Below are 22,949 nucleotides of genomic sequence, written 5' to 3'. Positions count from 1 at the left end.
AGTTAGTGCCGGAAGTGTCGCACTCCCGTCACCACCATGGCCATCCCATGTTCGTCCGCGGCCGCAATCACCTCGGCGTCCCGGACGGACCCACCCGGCTGGATGACCGCCGTCGCCCCGGCCCGGGCCGCCTCGTCCAGCCCGTCCCGGAAGGGGAAGAACGCATCCGAGGCCACCGCGCTGCCCTTGAGGGCTTCGCCGCCCCGCGTCATCGCGATGCGGACGGAGTCCACCCGGTTCGTCTGGCCGCCGCCCTGGGCGAGCAGCTGGCGCCCGGCCGCGAACACGATGGCGTTGCTCTTCACGTGCTTGCACACCTTCCAGGCGAAGCGCAGGGCGCGCTCCTCCTCCGGCGTGGGGGCGCGCTTGGAGACCACCTTCCACTCCAGGGGCGGCTCCACCGCGTCCCGATCCATCAGCAGCATGCCGCCCGACACGCTCCGGGCATCCACCTGGGGACGCGGCCGGGCGGCGGGGGACGCCAGCTCCGGGCCGGCCTCCAGGAGGCGCAGGTTCTTCTTCGCCGCGAGCACCTGAAGGGCCGCGGCCGAGTACGACGGCGCGATGACGGCCTCCAGGAACGTCTCCGCCATGGCCCTGGCCACGGCCTCGTCCACCTCGCGGTTGAAGGCGACGATGCCGCCGAAGGCGGACGTCTCATCCACCGCGCGGGCGGTGCGGTAGGCCTTCTCCAGCACGTCGTCCACCGCCACGCCGCACGGGGTGTTGTGCTTGATGACCACCGCGCAGGGCTGCTCCGGGAACTCCAGGACGAGCCCCAGGGCCGCGTCCAGGTCCAGGATGTTGTTGTACGAGAGCTCCTTGCCCTGGAGCACCTTCGCGAACGCCACCGACGGCTCCTTCGGCGTCTGGAACTCGCGGTAGAAGGCGCCGCGCTGGTGCGGGTTCTCCCCGTAGCGCAGCCCCTGCACCTTCTGGAACGCCAGCGACAGCTCCTGCGGGAACGGCTCCTGGGCCTCGCCCGACAGCCACCCGGAGATGGACGCGTCGTAGGCCGCCGTGTGCGCGAACGCCTTGCGCATCAGCCGCCGGCGCGTCTCTTCGCCCACCGCCTTGTGGCCTTCAATCTCCGCGAGCACCGGCGCGTAGTCGTCCGGGTCCACCACCACGGCCACGTGCTTGAAGTTCTTCGCCGACGCGCGGACCATCGCCGGCCCGCCGATGTCGATGTTCTCGATGATGTCCTCCTCCGCCGCGCCCGACGCCACCGTCTTGCGGAACGGGTAGAGGTTCACCACCACCAGCGAGATGGGCTCGATGCGGTTCGCCGCCATCTCCGCCCGGTCGCTCTCCAGGTCGGGCCGGCCGAGGATGCCGCCGTGGATGCGGGGGTGGAGCGTCTTCACGCGGCCGCCGAGGATTTCGGGACTCTGCGTGTGCTCGGACACCTGGGTGGCGGGGATGCTGGCGGCCTTGAGGGCCTCCAGGGTGCCGCCGGTGGAGAGCAGTTGGTAGCCCAGCCGGACGAGGCCCTGGGCAAAGGGGACCAGACCGCGCTTGTCGGAAACGCTCAGGAGAGCCAGCACGTGTGCGCCTCGGGATGCGGGGGGGTGGCGCGGGTCCTAGCAACCACCCCCTGGGGTGTCAACGCAACACGTCACCCCAGAGACGACACGACACACAGGCCCGACTTCAGGGCTTGCGAGCAGACACGGGCGGCTCTTCGTCCACGGCCTCACGCAGCTTCATCAGGCCGCGCGTCTCCACCTGGCGGATGCGCTCGCGGGTGAGGTTCATGATCTCCCCCACCTCCTCGAGCGTGATGCCACCCTTCTCCGCCACGTCCAGGGCGCAGGTGTGCTCCAGCTCGGTGATTTCCTTGTCCGGGAAGTTGAGCTTGATGGAGCCCGTCTCCGGGTTCACGTCCAGGTACAGGTTGTGCTTGCAGGACACGAAGAGACACGGCCGGGGGCCGTTGATGCAGTCCGCGCGCGTGCGGGGCCGCTGCTCGTCCACGAGCTTGAGGGTCTCCGCCTCCTCCGGGTCCAGCTGGCCGGCGAGCCGGCGACGGCGCAGGTCGCGCGCCATCTCCTTGCGCGACATGGTCTTGGAGCGCCGTCGTTCCGCGGGCAGCTCCTCCTCGCCTCCTCCCCCGTCGCCCTCCTGCAGCTGCTTCACTTCCGACATGATTCCTCCAGATGTGTGGAGTCTACCCGGTTCAACAGGACCCTGGGGGGCATCCTATTGCGGCCGGAGCGTTTCGTCTTCGCGCGCCGTGACGGCGCTGCCCAACCGGGCGACATCGCGGACCAGATCCTGCGCCCGTTGCCTCAGCGTTGCCAACTGGGCTTCGAGTGACCTCCTCCGTTCTCCTCCCAGGGGCCGTCCTCCCAGCTCCTCCTGGAACCCGTCCAGCACCTCCGACAGGTCCCGCTGGAGCTGGTCGATGTGGTTGCGGTGGAACACGAAGGAGCGGCGGATGTCCTCCAGGGTGTGTCCCTCGGCCATCATCTTCTTGATGACATTGATGCGCCGCACCGCTTCCACCGGGTAGAGGCCCAGGCTGCCCTGGTGCTTGCCCTTGCGGCCCACGCGACGGCTGCGCGGCAGGAGCCCCGCCTGGACGTACTTCCGGAACGTCGCCTCCGAGAGCCTCACGCCCCGGGGCCGGAAGATTTCAAGAATCGCGTTCGCGGGCAGCCCCCCGGCGTTTTCGCGCTCGATGCGTTCGAGCTCTTCGGGCGCCAGCAGGTCCATCGATTCCATTGAATAGAGGCTACTGAATGGACTGCATAGGTGCCAGATTCGCGCGTCATTCGTCAAGAACGACGAGCAGGCGGGCGGGCGGACGTCGTCCGTCCGACGCTCGGGTCGGGGACTGAACATCCGGGAGGCGCGGGGGGATGGCGGGGAACGGCGGCCGGCTGCCTCGCCCCCCACCGGCCAGGCGGGGGGAGGCGGCCGGGGTCAGCGGCCCTTCGAGGCGCGGAACTCCTGGGTCACGGTGCCGTTGGCGGGGACGACGACGGTGTACGACCTGGCGCTGGTCGGGTGCTCGAAGGTCAGCTTGTAGGTGCCGGGCGCCACCTTGTAGGAGGCGCGGCCCTGCACGTCCCCGAGCCGCTTCGTGCCCAGGTAGACGGTCGCATACGGATTGGCGCTGACCTGGAGCGTGCCCAAGGCCTTCGCCGCGTCCTCGGCGGGCGCCACCGGAGCGGGGGGGTTGGCGGGCGCCGCCGTCACCGACGCGGGGGCGCTCTTCCGCGGAGGCGGGGGCGTGGCCAGGGTGGCCTCACGCCGCTGCCCCTCGATTTCCGCCTCGACGGCGTCCGGTGACGCGGGCCGGGACGGTTCGACGGGGACGTTCGCGGCCGGTTGGGATGCACTGCTCCCCTGCCCCGAGACGGCGGCCCCCGGAAGGGAGCGCGCCAGGGCCATGACGCCCAGGACGCCCGCGAGTCCCAGCACCGCGGCTCCTGCCCAGAGGGCCCGCTTGCGGCCCGGCGCGGAGGGCGGTCCCGGCTCCGTGGCGGACACGGTGTCGTCTTCGCGAAGCCCGGCGTCGGACCGGGTGGCGAAACGGGCTTCATCATTGGAGGCGCCCGACCGCCGGGCGCCACGCGATTCATCGCCCGGGGTGCTGGACCGCCGCGCGGAGGGCGTCGGTCGTCGCGAGGAGCCCCGGCTTGCGTCCGCGTCGGCGCCCGTTCCCCAAGAGGCCTCCTCGGACGTCGAGGCTTGCGACGCATCACCGGCTGCCCCGGAGCGCCCCCCTGCCCCGGGCGTCATGGCCCGGCGTCCACCCTCCGAGGCCTCCTGGGAGTAGGCGGCGACTTCGCGCGACGCGGGGCGCCTGCCAGCCGGTGCCCCCTGCGGCTCCCGCGCCCCGCGCTCCAGGGATGGCAGGGGCATCAACGGCGTGGGGGCCGGAGGGCGTCCGTTCACGGCCTCGGCGCGCTCGTCGCGGCCCAGCACCAGCGTCGTGCCGTGCAGGTCTTCGTCCGGAGAAGGGCTCCGCATCGCCCCCGAGGCATGGCCGCGCGAGGGCATCACGGCGGTGGGCTCACGGGGCGGCGGCGCCGCGTCCTCACCGGGCGGCGGGAGCGCCCCGTCCACCAGGGCCGTGCGCTCCGGCATGGCGGGCAGCGCCAGGTTGCTGGCGGCGACCGGGAACAGCCCGCGCAGGAATTCGCCCACGTCGGTGTCGTCCACGGAGCGGGCCTGGTTCAGCACGCACTGCGCCAACGCGCGCTCCAGCTCACCGGCCGTCTGGAAGCGCTTCGACAGGTCGCGCTCCAGCGCCCGGCAGATGGCGGCGTCCAGGTCCGGGGGCACGTCCGGGTTGAGCCGCGCGGGCGGCACGATGGTGCTCTCCTGCACCGCGCGCAGGACGGCGATTTCAGAGTCGCCCTGGAACAGGCGCCCGCCGGTGAGCAGCTCCCACAGCACCACGCCCAGCGCGAACACGTCGGTGCGCGCGTCGACGCTCTCGCCCCGGGCCTGCTCGGGCGACATGTACGCGAACTTGCCCTTGAGCACCCCGGGGTTGGTCAGCTTGTTGCCCGCCTTCGCGATGCCGAAGTCGGTGAGCTTCACCGCGCCGTCGTAGGACACGAGCACGTTGTGGGGCGTGACGTCGCGGTGCACCAGGTGCAGCAATTCGCCGTTCACCCGCAGGCGGTGGGCGTAGTGCAGCCCGCGCGCGACCTCCACGCCGATGTGCGCCACCAGCGTGGGCGTCATCGGCGTCATCGCCTCCTTGCTCCGCTTGCGCAGCTCCCACAGCGAGCAGCCGCGCACGTACTCCATCGCCAGGTAGTAGGTGTCCTCGTGCTTGTCGAAGTCGAAGATCTGCACCACGTTGGCGTGGTTGAGCCGCGAGGCCAGCCGCGCCTCGGCGATGAACATCTGGACGAAGTCCGGGTCGCTCGCGAGGAACGAGCGCACGCGCTTGATGACGACTTCCTTCTCGAAGCCCTCCGGTCCGCGCGCGGTGCACAGGAAGATCTCCGCCATGCCCCCTTCGGCGAGCTTGCGGCGCACGACGTACTTGCCGACGTGGGTTCCTGCCTCGAGCGTCATGGAAGGGTCCACCGCCGCCTACTCGAACTTGACCGTCACCACGTTGAGGTCGATGGGGCGCACCTCGATGCGGCGGTTGAGCGTGCGCTTCAGCTCGGGGTTGGAGAACTTGCAGTCATACATGCCCACCCGCAGCTCCACGGGCTGGAACGGCGTCTCGCCCAGCTTGCGCCCGTTGCACGTCACCTCCGCCCAGGGCGTCACCACGAAGCTCACCGACGCGGCACGCTCCACGGGCCGGGCAGGCTCGCGCCCCTCCGCGGCCGGGACGGGCACGACCGGGGACGGGCGGACCGCGGGGGCCGCGGCCCGGGCTTCCTTCACCTCCATCGCCGTGGGGGCAGGAGCCTGGGAACCGGCCGCGCCGGAGGGGCCGACCTCGGGCGCGGGCGGCGTCGTCGGGGGAGGCTCCAGAGGCGGCGTCTCCGCGCCGGGCCGCCCGGAGGAGGTCATGGGCACGAGCTTCAGCGGCCCCACCACGAGCGGCCCTGAGTCCGGCACCACGATCTGCGTGCGGAACTCCCGGTAGCCTTCCTTCACCACCACGAGGCGGTAGCGGCCGGGCTTCACCGAGGGCAGCACCAGGGGCGTGCGCTCCGGCAGCACGCGGTCCTCGAACACCACGCGCGCGCCCGTGGGTTCGGACTCCACCCGCACGCCGCCCGTGGCCATCCCCGAACCCCAGAAGAGCCCCAGCAGGATCACCACGACCACCAGGGCCGCCCCACCCCACACGAACCAGCGGTGCTTGGACGGCGCCACGAGCGCATGGTCGGCGACCGTGGCCGTGCGGGCCGGCGGAACCCAGGCGTTGGGCATGGGCGCGCGGGAGGCGGAGCGCGGCGCCGTGGACGCGGTCATCTCCTCGAGCGTCGCGTGGGGCGCGGGCACCGGGAACCGGGCCTGACGGTGCTCCGCCGACGGCATCGCACCGGAGCGCAGGGAGATGGGAACCTCCGAGCGGGGCACGGCGCGCATGTCCTGCGTGGGCCCCTCGTCGTCCTCCGCGTGGGTGATGGACCGCATGTCCTGGGTCGCGTCGTCCTCGTCTTCCTGGAGCCGGGCCGCCAGCAGGCGCTGATCCAGGGTGGGAGCCTCCTCGTCCTCCTGCTGGAACCGGGGATTCAGGCGGCCCAGCGGATCCATCATGGCGAGCGTGGGCGCGTCCTCTTCCACCTGGAAGCCGGCAGGGGCCAGGCGGCCCAGCGGATCCACCATGGCGAGCGTGGGGCCTTCATCCACGGTCACCGTCGGGATGGACGGCTCCTCCAGGCGCACCGGCCGCACGGAGCGAGAGGGCGGAGACTCCAGCGCCCGCCGCGTCCCCGTCGTCTGTCGGGTCTCCGGCCGGGCGTCGGCCCCCCGGACCTCCGGAAGGCGGCTCTCGGAGCCACGGGCGTCGGCGCGGACCTCCGCGTGACGAGGTTCGGCACCGCGAGGCTCCGCGTTGCGACCCTCGGCGTTGCGACCTTCACCCCGAAGGTCGGCGTTGCGACCCTCGGCACCGCGGCTTTCGGAGCGAAGCTCCCCGCCACGAGCCTCGCCTCGAAGCTCCAAGCTCCGCGCATCAGCCCGAGACTCCGCGCCCCGCGCCTCCGGACGCGCCTCGACCCCGCGGGTCTCGGCACGTCCCTCCCCTGCCCGGGCCTCGGCCTCCGGCTCGTCGCGGCGCGGTTCGACCTTCCCGCTCGGCCGGTTCGCCCGGGGCGGGCGCAGGGTGGTGGTGGGCTCGTGCTCCGTCCGTCCCGTCGCCAGGGCGGGCCGCATCACCGAGCGGCGCGGCGTGGGAGGCGGCTCCGAGCGCGGTGACACGCCGGCCTCCTCGTCCGTCACCTGCACCTCGCCCGAGCGGGCCTCGTCGGACAGCCGGTCCGCGTACAGCTCCTTCATGTACACGGCCAGGTCCGCCGTGCCCGACGGCTGCGACTGCGCCGCCAGCCACCCCTCCAGCGCGTGCTGCAGGTCGTGCGCGTGCTGGTAGCGCGCGTCCGGATCCTTCGCGAGCGCCTTGAGCACGATGGCATCCAGATCCGCCGGGACCCGGGGCGCCACCAGCGACGGCGGCGGCACGTTGCACTCCGCCACCGCCGACAGCGTCAGCATGTCGCTGGGGCGCTTGAACAGGCGCCCCCCCGTCAGCAGCTCATGCAGCACCACGCCCAGCGCGAACACGTCCGAACGGCAGTCCACCCGCTGCCCGGAGGCCTGCTCCGGCGACATGTACGAATACTTGCCCTTGAGCACCCCGGAGCGCGTCACGGTGGCCTGGTCCGCCGCCTTGGCGATGCCGAAGTCCACCACCTTCACGCCACCCTCGAACGTCACCAGGATGTTCTGCGGCGACACGTCCCGGTGCACGATGCCCAGCGGGCGCCCCGCCGCGTCCGTCTTGCGGTGCGCGTAGTCCAGCCCCGCGCTGGCCCCCAGCAGGATGCGGCACACCAGCGGCACGGGCAGCGGACGGTTGGACGTCTCCGAGCGCTTCCAGAGCCGGCGCGCGTCCACCCCATGGATGTACTCCATGGCGATGAAGAACGTGTCCCCCTCCGCCCCCAGGTCGTAGATCTGCACCACGTTGGGGTGCGCGAGCCGGGCGGCGATCCGCGCCTCGTCCAGGAACATCCGGACGAACTCGTCGTTCTCCGACAGGTGCGGGAGGATGCGCTTGAGCACCAGCAGCTTGTCCGGTGCATCCGAACCTGGCCGGCGCGCGAGGTAGATCTGCGCCATGCCGCCCGTGGCAAGGCGCTTCAGGAGCTGGTAGCTGCCGTAGGTTTCGATGGACACGGCCGGGACGCGGGAAGGCGAGCCCCGAGCGTAAGCCCCCCGGCCAGGGGAATCAAACATCGAATCCCCTTGGGGTTTTTCCAGCCAGGGGCGTCCGGGCGCCCTAGCGGCGGACTGCCCGGACCTCGCGGGTTTCCCGCATCAGGGCTTCCAGCTCGTCCAGGTGCCGCTTGAGCACCGGCATCAGCACCGGGGCCGCGTCCACCCGGTCGAACAGATCCAGCACCCGGTCCACCTTGCGCTCGATCTCCTGCGCCCTCAGGGGGCTGATGCGCCGCAGCAGCATGTCCGCCCCGGCCTCCATCAGCACCCGCGCCACGGCATCCCGGGACGCCAGCGGCTCCTGGCGGCGCTGGCCCTCCCCGCGGATGACCCGCAGCCCCGGCGCACCGGGGCGCGGAGGGGACATCGGATGCTCGTCGGGGATCCGGGTGCTCACAGCGTGCCTCCCAAGGCAACAGCAGCTAGACGCTCCGCAGGGTACACACCGAGGGAGCGCCTCCAATTTTCTGGTCATCCGCACAGGCAGATGCAGTGCTGTAGCACCGGGGGCTGACATCCCCGTTCGGGGCCGGATGGCCGGCCCGTCACGGGGTCCACACCCACAGCGTCGCGACCGTTCAGTCGTTGGCGCAGGCGCGGCGGTAGGTGATGCTCACCTTCGCGCCCGGCGGGGGCACCACGGAGAACACCACGCTGTTGCTCGCGGCGTCGTAGCTCCAGCCCGACGGGGTGGAGGCGCCGTTGACGCTCACCACCACCGTGCCCGTGTCCGGCTCCTCGCTCAGCGGGAAGCGGTCCTGCGCGCTGAACGCCTTGCTGGCCACCTGCCGCAGCAGCGGCGCGTAGTCCGCGGCGCACACGTTGAGGACCTCACCGCCCGTCTGCGCGGCGGCGTCCGCGTAGCGCGTGCCGGCGCCGCCCGCCGTGGCACAGGCCGTCTTGGTGGGCGCGATGGCGAAGAAGGTCGCCCGCTGCGGCTGGTTCTCCCCCTTGCGCTGCTGCGCCCACTGCACGTACGTGGAGACCGCGTCCGGCGAGTGGTCGTCCTCGTCGCCCACGAACACCACCACCAGGGCCGCGGAGTCGCGCAGGAAGCCCAGGTTGCCGTCGTTGGGCAGCGCGGTGCGCGGATCATCCGCGTTGTTCACCAGGGGCGGGGTGAGCGCGCGGCGCATCGCCTCGAAGCCCTGCTCCACCTGCGCGCACTGGCCCACCTGCATGTTCTGCTGGAGCACCTGGGTGACGTCGGGCGTCGCCAGCGTGAGGATGCGCTGGCGGGTGTTGTCCGCCGGGAAGAAGCGCCCGGCCTCGCCGCCCAGCGCGCCGCCCGGGCACGCGCCGGACACCGCGGAGATGCCCGTCGTCGTCACCGCCATGTTCAGGTCCACCGCCTTGTTGCGCGCGGCGTCCACGAAGGACGGGATGGCGGAGACCAGCTTCGGGTGCTCCTCCACCATGGACGCCGTGTTGTCCACGACGAACAGCACGTCCACCTTGCTCACGTCCTGCTGCACGAAGTTGTCCGTCTTCTCCACCTTCTTCGACGACTCACCGATGAGCGGCACCAGCAGCGGCACCGTCAGGTCGCTGGAGTCCACGAACAGGGGCGACAGGTTCATGCCCGTCACCTGCGCGAAGTAGTCCACGCCCACCGTGAAGGACTCGCCCGGCTGGAGCTGGAAGGCGGGAGGCGCCGGGTTGTCCAGCAACGTGAACTCCGAATCCGTGGTGCCCGGCCCGATGAAGACGTTGGAGATGGTGACGGGCGTCGTGCACGCGTTGAGGTAGTTCACCTCGCGCGGCGCCGGCCGGCAGTCCTTGCGCGCCAGGCCGAAGTCCACGTACCAGGGCGAGGCGACCAGACACGTCGTCTGCGAGTGCGCCATCAGCGGCACCTGCAGCACCGGCGTCGTCGGGTTGTACTGCTCCACCTGCAGCTCGCCCGCGAAGTCACCGCCGGTGAAGGGCGCCTGGAAGGCCACCTGGAAGCTGAACCAGTCCCCCGGGTAGATGATGCCGCCGAAGAGGTCCCCGCCGGGCATGCGGAACACGCCGCCGCCGTCGTTGACCACGCGGATGTTCTTCACCGGGCACAGGTCCGCGCCCTTGTTCTCCAGCTTCACGCCCAGCACCGCGCCCCGCCCCGGCGGCACCGTGCCGTAGTCCAGCACCTGCGGCGTCACCACCAGGTCGCACGGCGCATGCGCCCGGGCGCGGCCGAAGAAGTCCAGCTGCACCGTGGCCGCGGAGAAGGCGTTGGTCGTCATCACCAGCGAGCCCGCCGCGGAGCCCTCGCGCGAAGGCTCGTAGTAGACCTCCAGGTTGACCTCGCCGTTGGGCGGCAGCGTGTACGGCGTCGCCAGCGGCTTGTGGTTGAACTGGAGCGGCCCGGACGGGTCCGGCGTCCACGTCAGCGTGTTGATGGTCAGCGGCCCCGCGTTGTTCGTGCCGCAGTTCTTCACGTTGACGACGACGCGCACCTTGGAGCCCAGCGGCTGTTCGCCGAAGTCGTGCGTCAGCGGCGACACGCACAGCTCGGAGGCGCCACCGAAGCCGCGCAGCGGCACGGCCAGCGTGGGGTGGCGCTTGCTCACCACGGAGTACACGGCGCGGTCCGTGGCCGGGCCCATGTGGCCGGGGCTGTAGCGGATCTCGAAGCCGCGCACCTCGCCCGGCTGGAGCACCAGCGGCAGGCCCGTGTTGGAGTGGCTGAAGGACGCGTCCGTGCCGTCCAGCATCAGCGAGTTCACCGTGACGGGCTCCGTGCTGATGTTGCGCAGGCTGGAGGCCTTGAGGGCGTCGCGGTCCACCGGCACCGCGCCGAAGTCCACCACCTCCGGCTCCGCCACCACCGCGCGCTCCAGCGCCTCCGCCGTCACCTGCACCGTCACGTCCGCGCACCCGTGGCAGGGCGACACCGCGAGGGCGATCTGCTTCTTGCCCACGCGCACCGGCGTGAACGTGATGGGCAGCTCGCGGCGCTCACCCGGGTTCACCGTGATGGCCTCCGCGACGAATTCGTCCTTGTCCGCGCCCACCAGCTTGGGCGTGACCATCACCGGCAGCTCCGTGGGGTTGTCCAGCGTGACGCCCAGCTGCTTGGTGGCGTCCGCCTCGATGCGGCCGAAGTCCAGCTTGCGCGGCGACACCCGCGCCCACGCGTCCACGCCCGCGCCGTTGAGCGGCAGGCGCATCAGCGGTTCAATGCGCGTGTCGGAGCGCACCACCAGCACCGCCGGCAGGCCGCCCTCCGCCATCGGCGCGAAGCGCACCTTCAGCGTGCACTCGGCGCCGGGCACCAGGCTGTGGGGTCCCTCGTGCGTGAACTCCGCCTTGTAGGCGCCCTCCGGCCCCTCCACCCAGGCCTCGTCCACCGTGATGCGCGCGCGTCCCACGTTGCGCAGCGTCACCTGGGATTCGCGCGCATCGAAGATGGCGACCCGCGCGAAGTCCACGCCGCCGGGCGTCGCGGTCAGCCGTCCGTCCGCGAGCGACGAGCGCTCCCGATCCGCGCAACCCGACACCAGCAAGACCGACAACAGGCCCAGCAGACTCCAGCGCCCCGTCATGGCACCCACCCCGTCCCCTCCCGCCGCACCACAAGCTCGAAGCCGCACCGGATTCCACACCGTGGTGGTCCTGCGGATCAGGTGGCGAAGCTAGGCACCCACCCCGGGACTGCCAAGCACCTCATCATGGGAAAAACAGTGGAACTGTCCCCCAGAACGTCCACTGGAAGGCACGGTGCCCACCCACGGCGGGGCTTCTCTTCAGAATTTCGGAATCCGCAACGTCTTGCTGATCATGGCGCTGCCGCTGGCGACGTACATCAGCACCAGCGGGTGCAGCTGCACGGGCCCGATGTCCCACACCCCACCCCACAGCGCGTCGCCAATGCGGCCCTGCCAGAGCGCCACCGCCAGCACCATCACCAGCAGGAGGCTGGTGGGGATGGGGGTGCCCTCGAAGTACTTCACCTTGCCGGTGCCGTCGGACAGCTCCGCGGAGGTGACGTTGAAGCGCGCCAGCCGGCTGATGCCGCACGCGACGAAGTAGAGCAGCGCCGCCACGTCCAGCCCACCCCGCAGGCCCACCGCGAACGCCAGCGCCGCGGGCGCCATGCCGAAGGAGATGACGTCCGCCAGCGAGTCCAGGTCCGCGCCCAGCGGGGACTTGCGGAAGCGCCACCGGGCGATGCGGCCGTCCGCCACGTCCATGGCCAGCGCCACCGGCATCAGCGCGAACGCCACCCACAGCCAGCGTGGGTTCCCCGTCGCCAGGGCCTGCATGGACGCCAGGATGGCGCCCGCCCCCGCGAAGCCGTTGCCGAGCGTGACGAAGTCCGCCAGCACGAAGGTGCGAATCATGGAGAAGTGGCGGCGCGGGCGGCGGGCCGGGGACGGCGAGGGCTCGGACGTCATGGCGCCCCGTGTAACACACACCGTCTTTCCGGCTTTCCTAAACCTGCGACGCACCGCATCCCGGTGTTTCAGTTCCGTGAAAAAAGTCAAATCCCAGAAACATTGACCGGCTGATCGCCACCTTCCTAGTCTCCGCCCGCCATGCTCGAGCACACCCCTGATTCTCCTCCCTGTCGCGGCGGCTCCCGGACGTCCCTCCGGGCCCGTCGTTGGTCCCTCTCCCTGCTGACGTCACTGGCGCTGGTCGCAGCCAGTGGATGTGACGACAAGGAGGATCCCACCACCCCTCCGCCCCCCGCGCCCGCCAAGTACACCGCGAAGATCCGCCGGACGTCCTACGGCATCCCCCACATCACGGCCGACAACTACGGCAGCCTGGGCTTCGGACAGGGCTATGCCTTCGCCCAGGACCACGTCTGCACCCTGGCGGATCAGATCATCAAGGTGCGCAGCGAGCGCGCGCGCTACCTGGGCCAGGGGCCCGGCAACACCTACGTGGGCTCCGACCTGGCGTACCTGTCGCTGGGCCTCATCGAGCGCGCCACGGCCGCCTTCCCGCAGCTGTCGGAGGAAGTGCAGCAGATGCTCACCGGCTACGTGGCCGGCTACAACAAGTACCTGGAGGAGACGCCCGCGGCGGAGCGCCCCGCCAACTGCGCCAACGCGGACTGGGTCAAGCCCATCACCCCCGTGGACCTGCTGGCGTACAACATCGACCTGACGCTGGTGGGCGGCATCGGCCAGCTGGCGCTCACCATCGCGGCGGCGACGCCCCCCGTCGTGGGCGCGCAGAGCGTGGACAAGCAGGCCCACCTGCGGCCCCAGATGCCGACGCTGGAGCAGCTCAAGACGCTGCGCGACACGGACTTCGGCAGCAACGGCTGGGCCCTGGGCGCCGAGCGCACCGACAACGGCAAGGGCATGGTGATGGCCAACCCGCACTTCCCCTGGGAAGGCGAGCTGCGCCTGTGGGAGAGCCAGCTGACCGTGCCCGGTCAGATGAACGTCTACGGCGTGGGCCTGATGGGCGTGCCGGCGGTGCTCATCGGCTTCAATGAGGACGTGGCCTGGACGCACACGTTCTCCTCCGGCCAGCGCATGACGATGTACCAGCTGAGCCTCGTGCCCGGAAAGCCGACCACCTACAAGTACGGCAACGAAGAGCGCGAGATGACGTCCAAGAAGTTCCGGATCCTCGTGAAGCTGCCGGAGGGGTCGGTCACGAACTTCGAGCAGACGATGTACTTCAGCCACTACGGCCCCATCATCGCCATCCCGGACTCGGCCGCCCCCGGCCTGCCGCCGGGCACGCTGCGCTGGAACACCCAGTCGGTGCTCACCCTGCGCGACGCCAACATCGAGAACACCCAGTTCCTGGACCAGTTCCACGGCATGAACAAGGCGAAGAACCTGACCGAGTTCAAGGGCGTCTACGCCAGCCGCCAGGGCCTGCCCTGGGTGAACACCATGTACGCCGACAAGGAGGGCAACGCCTGGTACACGGACGCGACGCCCACCCCGAACCTCAGCAAGGACGCGTACACGAAGTGGTACACCGCCGCCAAGACGCCCTCCGCCACCAGCCTCACCTACGGCCTCTTCGCCACGCTGGGCGTCGTGTTCCTGGACGGCAGCGACCCGGCCAATGAGTGGCAGGTGGAGGCGGGCTCGCGCAGCCCCGGCCTCGTGCCCTTCTCCAAGGTGCCGCAGTTGGATCGCCGCGACTTCGTCTTCAACGCGAACGACAGCTACTGGATCTCCAACCCGGCGGCGCCCCTGACGGGCTTCTCCCCGCTGCACGGCGAGGAGCGCGTGCCCCAGTCGCCTCGCACGCGCATGAACCTCTTCACCCTCACGGAGCAGGGCGCCACCGGCGCCTCGGGCGCGGACGGCAAGTTCAGCCTGGAGGAGCTGAAGACGGCGGTGTTCAGCAACCGCAGCAGCATGGCGGAGCTGACGCGTGAGGGCCTGGTCCAGCGCTGCACGGGCCGCACGACCGTGATGTTCCAGGACAAGCCGGTGGACATCAGCCAGGCGTGCGCGCTGCTCGCCGCGTGGGATGGCCGCTTCGACACCAGCTCCAAGGGCGCGTTCGTGTTCCGCGAGTTCCTGGGCGCCGTGCCCAGCGCCAGCCTGCTCAACAAGGGCCTGCTGTTCACCAACCCGTTCGATCCGGCCGACCCCGTCAACACGCCCAACACCATGACGCCCGCGCCGGCCACCGGCGAGGACCCGCTGCTCGTGCGGCTGGCGCAGGGCGTGGCCAGCATCAACGCGTCCGGCATCCCCCTGGACGCGACGCTGGGCGAGGTGCAGTACACCGCGCGCAGCGGCACCCGCGTGCCCATCCAGGGCGGCCTGAGCCGCGAGGGCATCACCAACGTCGTCGGCTACGGCGTCATCCGCACCACCCTGTTCGAGTACACCGCCACCCGCGCGCAGCTCATCAGCGGCAACACGGGCCTGTCCAGCGCGGGCTACCCCATCAACAACGGCAGCAGCTTCGTCATGGCCATGCAGTTCACCGACGCCGGCCCCAGCGCCAACGCGGTGCTGACGTACAGCGAGTCGGGCGACCCCAAGTCGCCCCACTACAGCGACCAGACCCAGCTGTTCTCCCAGAAGCAGTGGCGGCCCATCCTCTTCACGGACGCGCAGATCGCCGCGGACGCCGCCCTCGTCGAGACCACCGTCAGCGGCGGGTAGCCCCCACCGTCGTTCCACGGCCTTGAGCTGACCGAAGGCCCCGGGAGCCCCGCGCTCCCGGGGCCTTCTTGTTTTCACGGAGAGTCCGCGTTGAAAGTTGCCAGGGCCAGCGGAATGGGCAGACAGGGCGCGCGGCCCTGGCGTCTGGGTTCAGCTTCCACCACCGGACATCCGGCGGGCCCGTGAGGCGAGGACACAGTCGGCGCCACCGTCAGGCACGGCAGGATGTGTCGTCTCAGCAATGTCAGCCCGTGGGGCTAGTTTATTGACCGCGGGTGAAGCGCAGGATGGCCATCAGGCCCGGGGGGATGGGCCCGTCACGAAGGAGTCGCGAACGCCATGGCACTTCCGGTCTACAAGACAGACGTCATCGACAAGGTCTTCTTCCTGCGCTGGGACGCTCCACCGACGCCGGATGAAATCCAGTCCGTGTTCCAGAAGATGCAGACGGCCTACCAGCAGCACCAGCAGCCGATGATCCTGGTGACGAGCACCGGCTCCAAGGCGGCGGTGCCCAACAGCGAGCAGCGCCGGCACCTGTCCAACATGCTGTCGGACGCGCGCTCGCTGTTCTCGGAGATCCACGTCGTCATCGAAGGCAACGAGCTGCAGCACAACCTCCAGCGCGTCATCGTGTCCGGGATGCTCATCGTCACGCGCACGTACGACGACCAGTTCATCCGCGTGCACAAGACCGCGGACGGGGCCGCGGGCTTCATCGCGCGGCGGCTGGGCGTGGACGGCACCCAGGTGGTCAACGAAGCGCGGACGCGGGGCGTGGTGCTGTAGCGCCCCCAGAACGACCCAGGCCCCCGCGCCCCTTTCCACGCTTCGGAAAGGGGACCCGGGGGCCGGGACGTCCCACGCTCAGGCCGTGGGGCACGCAGGCGCGGTTCAGTGGCGGGCGTCAGCCCCGGGCACGCACGGTGTCCAGCGGCTGCGCGGGGATGGCCGGACGCGCGGGAACGAGCGAGCCGCGGACGTAGCGGTGGTCGAAGAGGTCCACGTAGAGGTACTCGGGCCAGGACACCATCGCGCGCGGCCCCAGCATCACGCCGCGCATGATTTCACTCACCATCAGGCCCGCGGCGGTGGTGGCGCCAATGACGCAGGTGGGGGCGTGGCCCTTTCCCTGGTAGCAGGCGTCCATGTATTCCTGGAGCATGTAGCTGCCCAGGTGCGGGATGATCTTCGGCAGGTCGATGCGGCCATCCGGCAGGATGAACATCTCCTCGTAGAGGGGCGCGTCCGGCTGGAAGACGTGGAGCGCGGCGCCGAAGCCCAGCATCAGCCCGGTCATGATGGGGACGCCCTGCTGGCGGCACGTCTGGTGGAGCGACTCCTTGGCGCGCGCGCCCGCGATGTCGATGACCTCCACCACGTAGTCCACCGGGGGCAGGCCCCCGCCGCCGGCGAGCACGGCCGCCACGTTGTCGTCGGTGATGCCCTCGTGCACCTTGTGCACGCGCAGGTCCGGGTGGATGTCGCGGCACATGCGCTCCACCACGTCCACCTTGGGCTGGCCCAGGGTGCTTTCGAAGCAGCCAATCTGCCGGTTGATGTTGTGGCGCTCGTACACGTCGAAGTCCGCGAGCGTCAGGCAGCCGAAGCCCAGGCGGGCCAGGTCCACCGCGCACTGGCCCCCGGCGCCGCCCACGCCCGCGACGAGCACGTGCGTGGTGGACAGCTTGTCCATCGTCTGGGGGTGGAGGACACCGAGGTTGCGCTGGAAACGGGGGTTGACCATGGGGCTGGCTCCTTACTTGCGCATGCAGACGTAGAAGTTCTCGCCGTAGTAGTCGTCGCCGTCGGCCACCAGCGCCTCGCTGAAGCCCACCTTCTCCAGCAGCCGCACGGCCGCGTCGGTGTCCAGGAAGGTCACCATCTCGTTGGGGTCCGTGGTGAGCCGCTGGGCGCAGGTGCGGTGGTGCGCCACCGCGTTCTGGAGCCGCGCGTCCCACCGGCCCTCCTGCCGCCACTCCTGGATGGAGTTCGTGAGCACCTTCTCCAGGTCCGGCCGGGGACGCTTGTTGCTCGTCATGCACAGCACGCCGCCGGGCTTCAGGTGCGTCCACGCCTCGCGCAGCACCGCCTCCGGGTCGCGCACGTAGAAGAGCACGTTGTTCATCACCACCGCGTCCGCGCCCCCCTCCACCTCCGGCGGGAAGGCGCTCACGTCCCCGGGCAGCAGCTTCCAGCGGGCGCGCACCGCGTCCGGCTCCCGCTCCTGACGGCGCGCCGCCAGCCGGAGCATGGCCGCGTTGTTGTCGAAGCCCACCACCCGCTGGCCGCGCTGGACCAGCGGCAGCCCCACCAGGCCCGTGCCACAGCCGGCGTCGATGACGTAGGGCCGCTCCCGGGTGTCGCGGACGATCTTCGCGAGCTGCCGCTGGTAGCACGGCAGCTGCGGGATCATCTCATCGTAGCTGTGCGCGAAATCGTTCCAGATGTTGTCGACAAAGACGGACGCGGGCATGGGTCCTCCTCGGTGGAGCCTCGGGGTGTGAAGGGCTGTTGTCCCCCGTCCCCGTCCCGCGCGCGATCACCCCGCCGTCTTCCCCTATCATTCAGGACTTGCCTGTTTCACATGTATGTGTTGGATTGAGTGAACGGACATACCCTGGCGGGCCGGCCGGTGTGTGGGCACCGCCAGAAAGGTCCCGCGCCATCCGTGGTGCGCATGTCTCAGAGATGAAGCACGCCCCGTGGGCCGGGTTTTCACTCGGAGCGCGCCGGGGAACACGTCCGGTGGCCTTCAGCGGTGAATCATGCCCTGCGGGGCTGAATCAATAAAATCAATGGTTTGAGTCCTGGCGCGGAAGGTGCTCCTGGGGTGCCTGCAACGGAGGCACGGGGGAGATGTCAGCCCCAGGCGCTTCTCTGCGTGGGGGACCCTCATGCGAGTCGAGGTCGGTATGCGTAGGTCGTTGAGCCTGTTGTGCGTGGTGGTGTTGTTCCTGGGGATGCGCGTGGAAGCGGGGGCCGCGACCCAGGGTGTGACGAGGGAGCAGACGGAGCAGACGGTGCAGGCGCAGGCGCTTTCGCGGTCGCTGCTGGCCGCGGGGCTGCCCGGGCTGGTCGCGAAGCGCGAGCCGCTGGGTGGCAGCCTGGCGCACTACACGTGGAAGGTGCGCGTGGGGGCGGGCGCGTACGACGTCGTCACCCTGCACCGGGTGGTGCGCGAGTCCATCCCCTGGATTCCAGCCCGCACGTCGCGGGCGGTGTTCATGGTGCACGGGGACCTGTGGGGCTTCGTGCCCGCGTTCCTGACGAACACGCGGGTGAGCACCATGCCCTCGGACCAGTCCGTGGCGGGGTTCCTGGCCAGCCACGACGTGGACGTGTGGGGCCTGGACCTGCGCTGGGTGGGGGTGCCGGAGTCGGAGGTGGACTTCCGGTTCATGGCGAACTGGAACCTGGAGACCCACGTGAAGGACCTGGGCACCGGCCTGACGCTGGCGGACGCCGTGCGCAAGCTGTCCGGCGGCGGGAGCAGCAACGGCAACAACCGGATGTTCCTGCTCGGCTGGAGCCGGGGCGCGACCATCGGGTATGCGTACCTGGACGCGGAGTCCCAGCGCCCGCGCGGCCTGCGGCGGGTGGATGGCTTCATCCCCATGGACATGGTGCTGCGCTTCGCGCCGGAGGCGGCGGAGCAGCGCGGCTGGGCGTGTGATCGCTATGAGGCGCTGCAGGCCGCCCGGAACCAGGGCCGCACGGAAGGGGGCCTGCTGGGGCCCGCGCCGGGGACGCCGGTGCGGCTCATCGGGCAGTTGGCGGATGACGCACCCAACGCCCCCTCCCCGCTCGCGGCGCCCGTGCTCGTGGCCCAGCCCACGCCCACCAACCGGCAGTTCGCCGTCATCGCGGCCGGGGCCACCGCAGCCCTCTTCGCGCCGCTCCAGCCGCTGACGCCGGGCTACCACCTGGCGGCCAGCACCCCGGACGCCACGGGCCTGCCCTTCAAGACGGCCTTCACGCCGGAGGCCACCCTGTTCGACTACCTCCAGCTCGCGGTGCCCTACCAGAGCCTCAACGAGGTGGTGGAGACGGAGGCGCAGCTGTGCGGCCTGGACGTGCCCTATGACGACCACCTGAAGGACGTGAAGGTGCCGGTGATGTACGTGGGCGCGGCGGGCGGCGTGGGCAACTACGGGGAGTACTCCGTGCGCCTGCTGGGCAGCACCGACGTCACCATGCACACCGTGCGCACCCGGCCGGAGGCCGAGCGCGCCCTGGACTACGGGCACGCCGACCTGTTCCTCGCCCGGGATGCGCGGGCGCGCGTGTGGACGCCCATGCTCCAGTGGATCCAGGCGCACTGAGGGGCGCCGGGGGACGTCACTCCGGGTTCCACAGCCCGTGACGCCGGGCCCTGCGGCCCAGCGTCACCGGGTCCATGCCCAGCGCCACCGCCGCGCGGCGCAGGACGCCCCCGTGGCGCTCCAGGGCCTCGCGGATGAGCTCGCGCTCCACCTGGTGGAGCCGGGCGCGCAGGGAGCCGTCCCCGGCGGGGTCCGCGCGGGGGACGGCGCTGTTGATGAGCGCGGGGGGCAAGAGGCGCCGGGTGAGCATCTCCCCGGGCCTGGACAGCAGCACCGCGCGCTCCACCACGTTGCGCAGCTCGCGCACGTTGCCGGGCCACCCGTAGCCGTGCATCACCTCGTCCGCGTCCGGGGCCACGCCCGTGGCGGAGCGCTTGAGGGTGCGGTTGAACTGCTCCACGAACGCGCGCGCCAGCTCCGGGATGTCCTCCGGGCGCTCGCGCAAGGGAGGGATGTCGATGGTGAAGCTGTTGAGCCGGTAGAAGAGGTCCGCGCGGAAGCGGCCACCGCGCACCTCCTCGCCCAGGTCCCGGTTGCTGGCGGCCACGACGCGCACGTCCACGTGGCGCACCTGGGTGCCGCCCACCGGCCGCACGTCCCCCGTCTCCAGGACGCGCAGCAGCTTCGCCTGGAGGTTGGGCGTGGTGTTCTCGATTTCGTCCAGGAAGATGGTGCCGCCGTTGGCGAGCACGAACAGGCCCGGGTGGTCCGACACCGCGCCGGTGAAGGCCCCCTTCACGTGGCCGAACAGCTCGCTTTCCAGCAGCGTCTCCGTGAGCGCGCCGCAGTCCTGCACCACGAGCGGCAGGTCCCCCCGGCCGCTGAGCCGGTGGAGGATGCGCGCCAGCACCTCCTTGCCGGTGCCCGTCTCGCCCTGCAGCAGCACCGCCACGCGGTGGGGCGCGACCAGGCGCACCATCTCCATCACCCGCTGCATGGCGGGGCTCCTGAAGCCCACGTCCTCCGCGGTGCGGCCCGGGCCCCCCACCGGCGCGTGCGCGAGCGCGCGCTCGCGCAGCAGGTTGCGCTCCAGCTCCAGCGCCATGCGCCACTGTTCGGTGCGGAAGCCGTGCTCGCGCCCCGCCTGGAGCACCGCCTGGCGCAGGTCCTCCGGGTCCGGCCACGCGCCCAGCGCCCGGTAGATGCGCCCGCTGTTGAAGAGCGCCACCAGCCGCTCCGGCGCGGCGGGGGCGCAGTAGACGATGCGCGAGGCCAGGTCGCTGGGCGGCCCCGCGCCCGTCGGGTCCACCTCCGCCCGGAGCGCGCCCAGGGACTCCACCAGCGCCAGCGCCTGCGCCTCGTCCTGGCCACACACCAGCAGCGCGGCCATGTCCCCGCGGGACAAGAGCGCGTGCACGTCCTCCGCGTGGACCGCGAAGTGCGGCGTGGCCACCCCGTCCAGGGCCTGGCGCACCGCGCGTGACTCATCGTCGCTGGCGTAGGCGGCCACCACCTGGAGGTGCGACGTGGACAGGTAGCGGGCCAGCTTCACGCCGTCCGCCGCGTCGAACGCGCCGAAGCTCACCCCCAGCGCGGCGACGGTGCCCGCGCTGCCCGCGGTGTCATGGCGCCAGCGCACCGTGCCGCGCACCCGCACGTACGCGCCCGTGTCCGGCAGCGAGAAGGACAGCTCCACCGGCTCGTTCTCGTGCGGCCCCTCCGACGGGCGGCGCGGCGTGGCGATGAGCCCGATGCCCGTCTCGCTGATGTTCACGGACCAGCAGCCATGCAGCGCCGGCTGGGTCACGACCTTCACGTACAGCGGCTTGCGCTCGCTCCGGGGGACCTGCGCGGACTCGGGGCGCGTCATGGGGTGCGTCACTCGACCGGCCTCACGTCCGCGGTGTGGCGGGCTTCGTTGTCATCCACAAGCATTCCAGGGGCGTTCTGCCTGATTCTCCCGTCATCGCAAGTCGGCGGCAAAGGGGTGGCCCGCGAGACACGGCGCCAGTGGACAGGGGTCGCAAATGCCCTGGCCGGTGCGTGCGTGCCGTGCCCCACACCGCACCACAGCGCGTCCCCCCGGGACGCAGCCGCACGCCGCCGGTGCGCCTCCCACGCGACGCGCCGTATCGGCACTCGCAGGGGGTTGAACGATTCCAACCGGGCCGTCTGAAACAGATGTCTGTCTTTCCTTTTCGTACCTGCTGGGCATGCAGGCGTGCGTGGCTCGACTTGTGTTCGAAATAGAACTTCGCTATTCCAATCATCACCTTGGAGTACGGCAGCCTTCCCCTGCTGCCGGATGGAGCACGAACACACGACACACCGTCTTTTCCCTTCCAACGCCCGGGCCATGTCTCATGGTTGCCGGAGCGCGGAGGGGGACTGCCCGCCGTAAAGCCAGACATCCCCTGGCCGCGTCCCCGTCTTGCATTCCGGGAGCGCGGCCTCCCCACTGCCTGTCCTTTCCCCCTGGGCCATTCCTTGAAGAAAACCCTCCTCCTGGTTGAAACGTTGTTCGTCCTGGGCGCCGTTGGTTGTGGCGCGCCGGAGGACGCCCCGCTGGATGACCCGCCGCCTTCGCTGGCGGCCGCCGACGAGGACCTCACCACCAGCGGCTGCACCCAGTTGACGCCCAGCAGCGTGTTGGCCAGTGGCGACGACGGCGCGGGCAGCATCGCGACCAACTCCCTGGACGACAGGCTGGACACGCGCTGGAGCAGCCTGGGCAAGGGCCAGTGGATTGACTACGACCTGGGCTCCACGAAGGGGCTGGGGGGCATCTCCGTCGCCTGGCACCAGGGCAACACGCGCGCCAACACGTTCAGCGTGTCGGTGTCGCCGGACGGCATGACGTACACCCAGGTGTACAGCGGCAGGAGCTCCGGCACGACGACGGCGGCGGAGACGTACAAGTTCACCGCGGTGAACACGCGCCGGGTGCGCATCTACGTGCAGGGCAACACCGTCAACGACTGGGCCAGCATCGCGGAGGCGCGCCCCTGCGCGGGCAGCGTGACGTCACCCGCGCCCGGCGGCATCGTGTGGCGGGGCGACTTCGAGTCCGGCGACCGCAGCCAGTGGGACGGCACGCAGATGGTCAGCTCGGACCGGCTGCAGGTGATTCCCTCGCCGGTGCGCGAAGGCGGCTTCGCCCTCAAGGCCACCGTGAGGCAGGGCGATGACCCCATCAACTCCAGCGGCAACCGCAACGAAATCTTCAAGCAGACGAAGGAGGCGGCGGGCTCCGAGTACTGGTACCGCTGGAGCACGCGCTTCCCGTCGGACTTCCCCAGCGTCCGGACGTGGCAGCTCTTCACCCAGTGGCACCACGACGGCTGCTGCGGCTCGCCCCCGGTGGAGTTCTACGTGTACGGGGAGGAGATGCGGCTCAACATCGGCGGCAGCCCGGGCGTCATCGTCTGGAAGACGCCGCTGGTGCGCAACGCGTGGCACGACTTCGTCTTCCACGTGAAGTGGTCGCCCAACGCCAGCGTGGGGTTCGTGGAGCTGTACTACGACGGCGCCCTGGTGCTGCCCAAGCGCTACATCGCGACGCAGTACAGCGGCCAGCTCAACTACCTGAAGATCGGCCTGTACCGGAACGACACCGTGGCGCCGGTGGGCGTCGTCTACCACGACGGCTGGGTGATGGGCCGCACGAAGGAAGACGTGCTGAACGCCAACTACCAGTTGAAGTGAGACACCGGCCGCGTGCCCC

At 70.7% G+C, this 22,949-nt stretch carries 15 protein-coding genes; 4 read left to right on the top strand and 11 right to left on the bottom strand.

Annotated elements, in window-relative coordinates:
* Window positions 1–2: 2 nt before the first annotated feature.
* The 8 genes from purH to OV207_RS24440 form a co-directional block, all read right to left on the bottom strand.
* Complete coding sequence (gene purH / locus OV207_RS24475; protein ID WP_267557569.1) at window positions 3–1,547, bottom strand: bifunctional phosphoribosylaminoimidazolecarboxamide formyltransferase/IMP cyclohydrolase; 1,545 nt, start codon at window positions 1,545–1,547, stop codon at window positions 3–5.
* A 106-nt stretch (window positions 1,548–1,653) separates the two neighbouring features.
* Window positions 1,654–2,148: a sigma factor-like helix-turn-helix DNA-binding protein gene (locus OV207_RS24470; protein ID WP_193429122.1), complete on the bottom strand. Its 495-nt coding sequence runs from the start codon at window positions 2,146–2,148 to the stop codon at window positions 1,654–1,656.
* A 54-nt stretch (window positions 2,149–2,202) separates the two neighbouring features.
* On the bottom strand, window positions 2,203–2,727 hold the full coding sequence (locus OV207_RS24465) for a MerR family transcriptional regulator (protein WP_014397953.1): 525 nt from the start codon (window positions 2,725–2,727) through the stop codon (window positions 2,203–2,205).
* A 201-nt stretch (window positions 2,728–2,928) separates the two neighbouring features.
* A complete protein-coding gene (locus OV207_RS24460) occupies window positions 2,929–5,043 on the bottom strand; it encodes a serine/threonine protein kinase (RefSeq protein ID WP_267557568.1) in 2,115 nt (704 codons plus the stop codon).
* 18 nt (window positions 5,044–5,061) lie between these two features.
* Entirely contained in the window at window positions 5,062–7,830 is a 2,769-nt protein-coding gene (locus tag OV207_RS24455; RefSeq protein WP_267557567.1) for a protein kinase domain-containing protein, read from the bottom strand.
* Between the two features lie 103 nt (window positions 7,831–7,933).
* A complete protein-coding gene (locus OV207_RS24450) occupies window positions 7,934–8,239 on the bottom strand; it encodes a hypothetical protein (protein ID WP_324291566.1) in 306 nt (101 codons plus the stop codon).
* Window positions 8,240–8,450: 211 nt separating this feature from the next.
* Window positions 8,451–11,402 (bottom strand): choice-of-anchor D domain-containing protein, encoded by a 2,952-nt coding sequence (locus OV207_RS24445; RefSeq protein ID WP_267557645.1) that lies wholly within the window; start codon window positions 11,400–11,402, stop codon window positions 8,451–8,453.
* A 201-nt stretch (window positions 11,403–11,603) separates the two neighbouring features.
* A complete protein-coding gene (locus tag OV207_RS24440; RefSeq protein ID WP_267557565.1) occupies window positions 11,604–12,254 on the bottom strand; it encodes a CDP-alcohol phosphatidyltransferase family protein in 651 nt (216 codons plus the stop codon).
* Between the two features lie 141 nt (window positions 12,255–12,395).
* On the opposite strand from OV207_RS24440, the gene OV207_RS24435 reads away from it, so the two are divergent.
* Window positions 12,396–14,960: an acylase gene (locus OV207_RS24435; RefSeq protein WP_267557564.1), complete on the top strand. Its 2,565-nt coding sequence runs from the start codon at window positions 12,396–12,398 to the stop codon at window positions 14,958–14,960.
* 339 nt (window positions 14,961–15,299) lie between these two features.
* Window positions 15,300–15,749 carry a DofA protein gene (locus tag OV207_RS24430; RefSeq protein ID WP_193429118.1) on the top strand — a complete coding sequence of 150 codons (450 nt, stop codon included), beginning with the start codon at window positions 15,300–15,302 and terminating at the stop codon, window positions 15,747–15,749.
* Between the two features lie 118 nt (window positions 15,750–15,867).
* Here OV207_RS24430 and OV207_RS24425 read toward each other — a convergent pair whose 3' ends face one another.
* Together OV207_RS24425 and OV207_RS24420 are read right to left on the bottom strand one after the other, a co-directional pair.
* A complete protein-coding gene (locus OV207_RS24425; protein WP_267557563.1) occupies window positions 15,868–16,707 on the bottom strand; it encodes a ThiF family adenylyltransferase in 840 nt (279 codons plus the stop codon).
* Between the two features lie 12 nt (window positions 16,708–16,719).
* The gene (locus OV207_RS24420) at window positions 16,720–17,436 is read right to left on the bottom strand and encodes a class I SAM-dependent DNA methyltransferase (protein WP_267557562.1); all 717 of its coding nucleotides are present in this window, start codon (window positions 17,434–17,436) and stop codon (window positions 16,720–16,722) included.
* 439 nt (window positions 17,437–17,875) lie between these two features.
* Here OV207_RS24420 and OV207_RS24415 point away from each other — a divergent pair, with 439 nt between their 5' ends.
* A complete protein-coding gene (locus OV207_RS24415) occupies window positions 17,876–19,285 on the top strand; it encodes a hypothetical protein (RefSeq protein ID WP_267557561.1) in 1,410 nt (469 codons plus the stop codon).
* A gap of 16 nt (window positions 19,286–19,301) precedes the next feature.
* Here the strand turns inward: OV207_RS24415 and OV207_RS24410 are convergent, their stop codons facing one another.
* On the bottom strand, window positions 19,302–21,095 hold the full coding sequence (locus OV207_RS24410) for a sigma 54-interacting transcriptional regulator (RefSeq protein ID WP_193429114.1): 1,794 nt from the start codon (window positions 21,093–21,095) through the stop codon (window positions 19,302–19,304).
* A gap of 617 nt (window positions 21,096–21,712) precedes the next feature.
* On the opposite strand from OV207_RS24410, the gene OV207_RS24405 reads away from it, so the two are divergent.
* On the top strand, window positions 21,713–22,930 hold the full coding sequence (locus OV207_RS24405; protein WP_267557560.1) for a heparin lyase I family protein: 1,218 nt from the start codon (window positions 21,713–21,715) through the stop codon (window positions 22,928–22,930).
* Window positions 22,931–22,949: the final 19 nt, after the last annotated feature.

Origin of the sequence: Corallococcus sp. BB11-1 (genome assembly GCF_026626625.1) — a bacterium.
GTDB classification, from domain to species: domain Bacteria; phylum Myxococcota; class Myxococcia; order Myxococcales; family Myxococcaceae; genus Corallococcus; species Corallococcus soli.
Note: the sequence above shows the minus strand (reverse complement) of the source record. Positions and strands in the feature narration are given on the sequence as shown.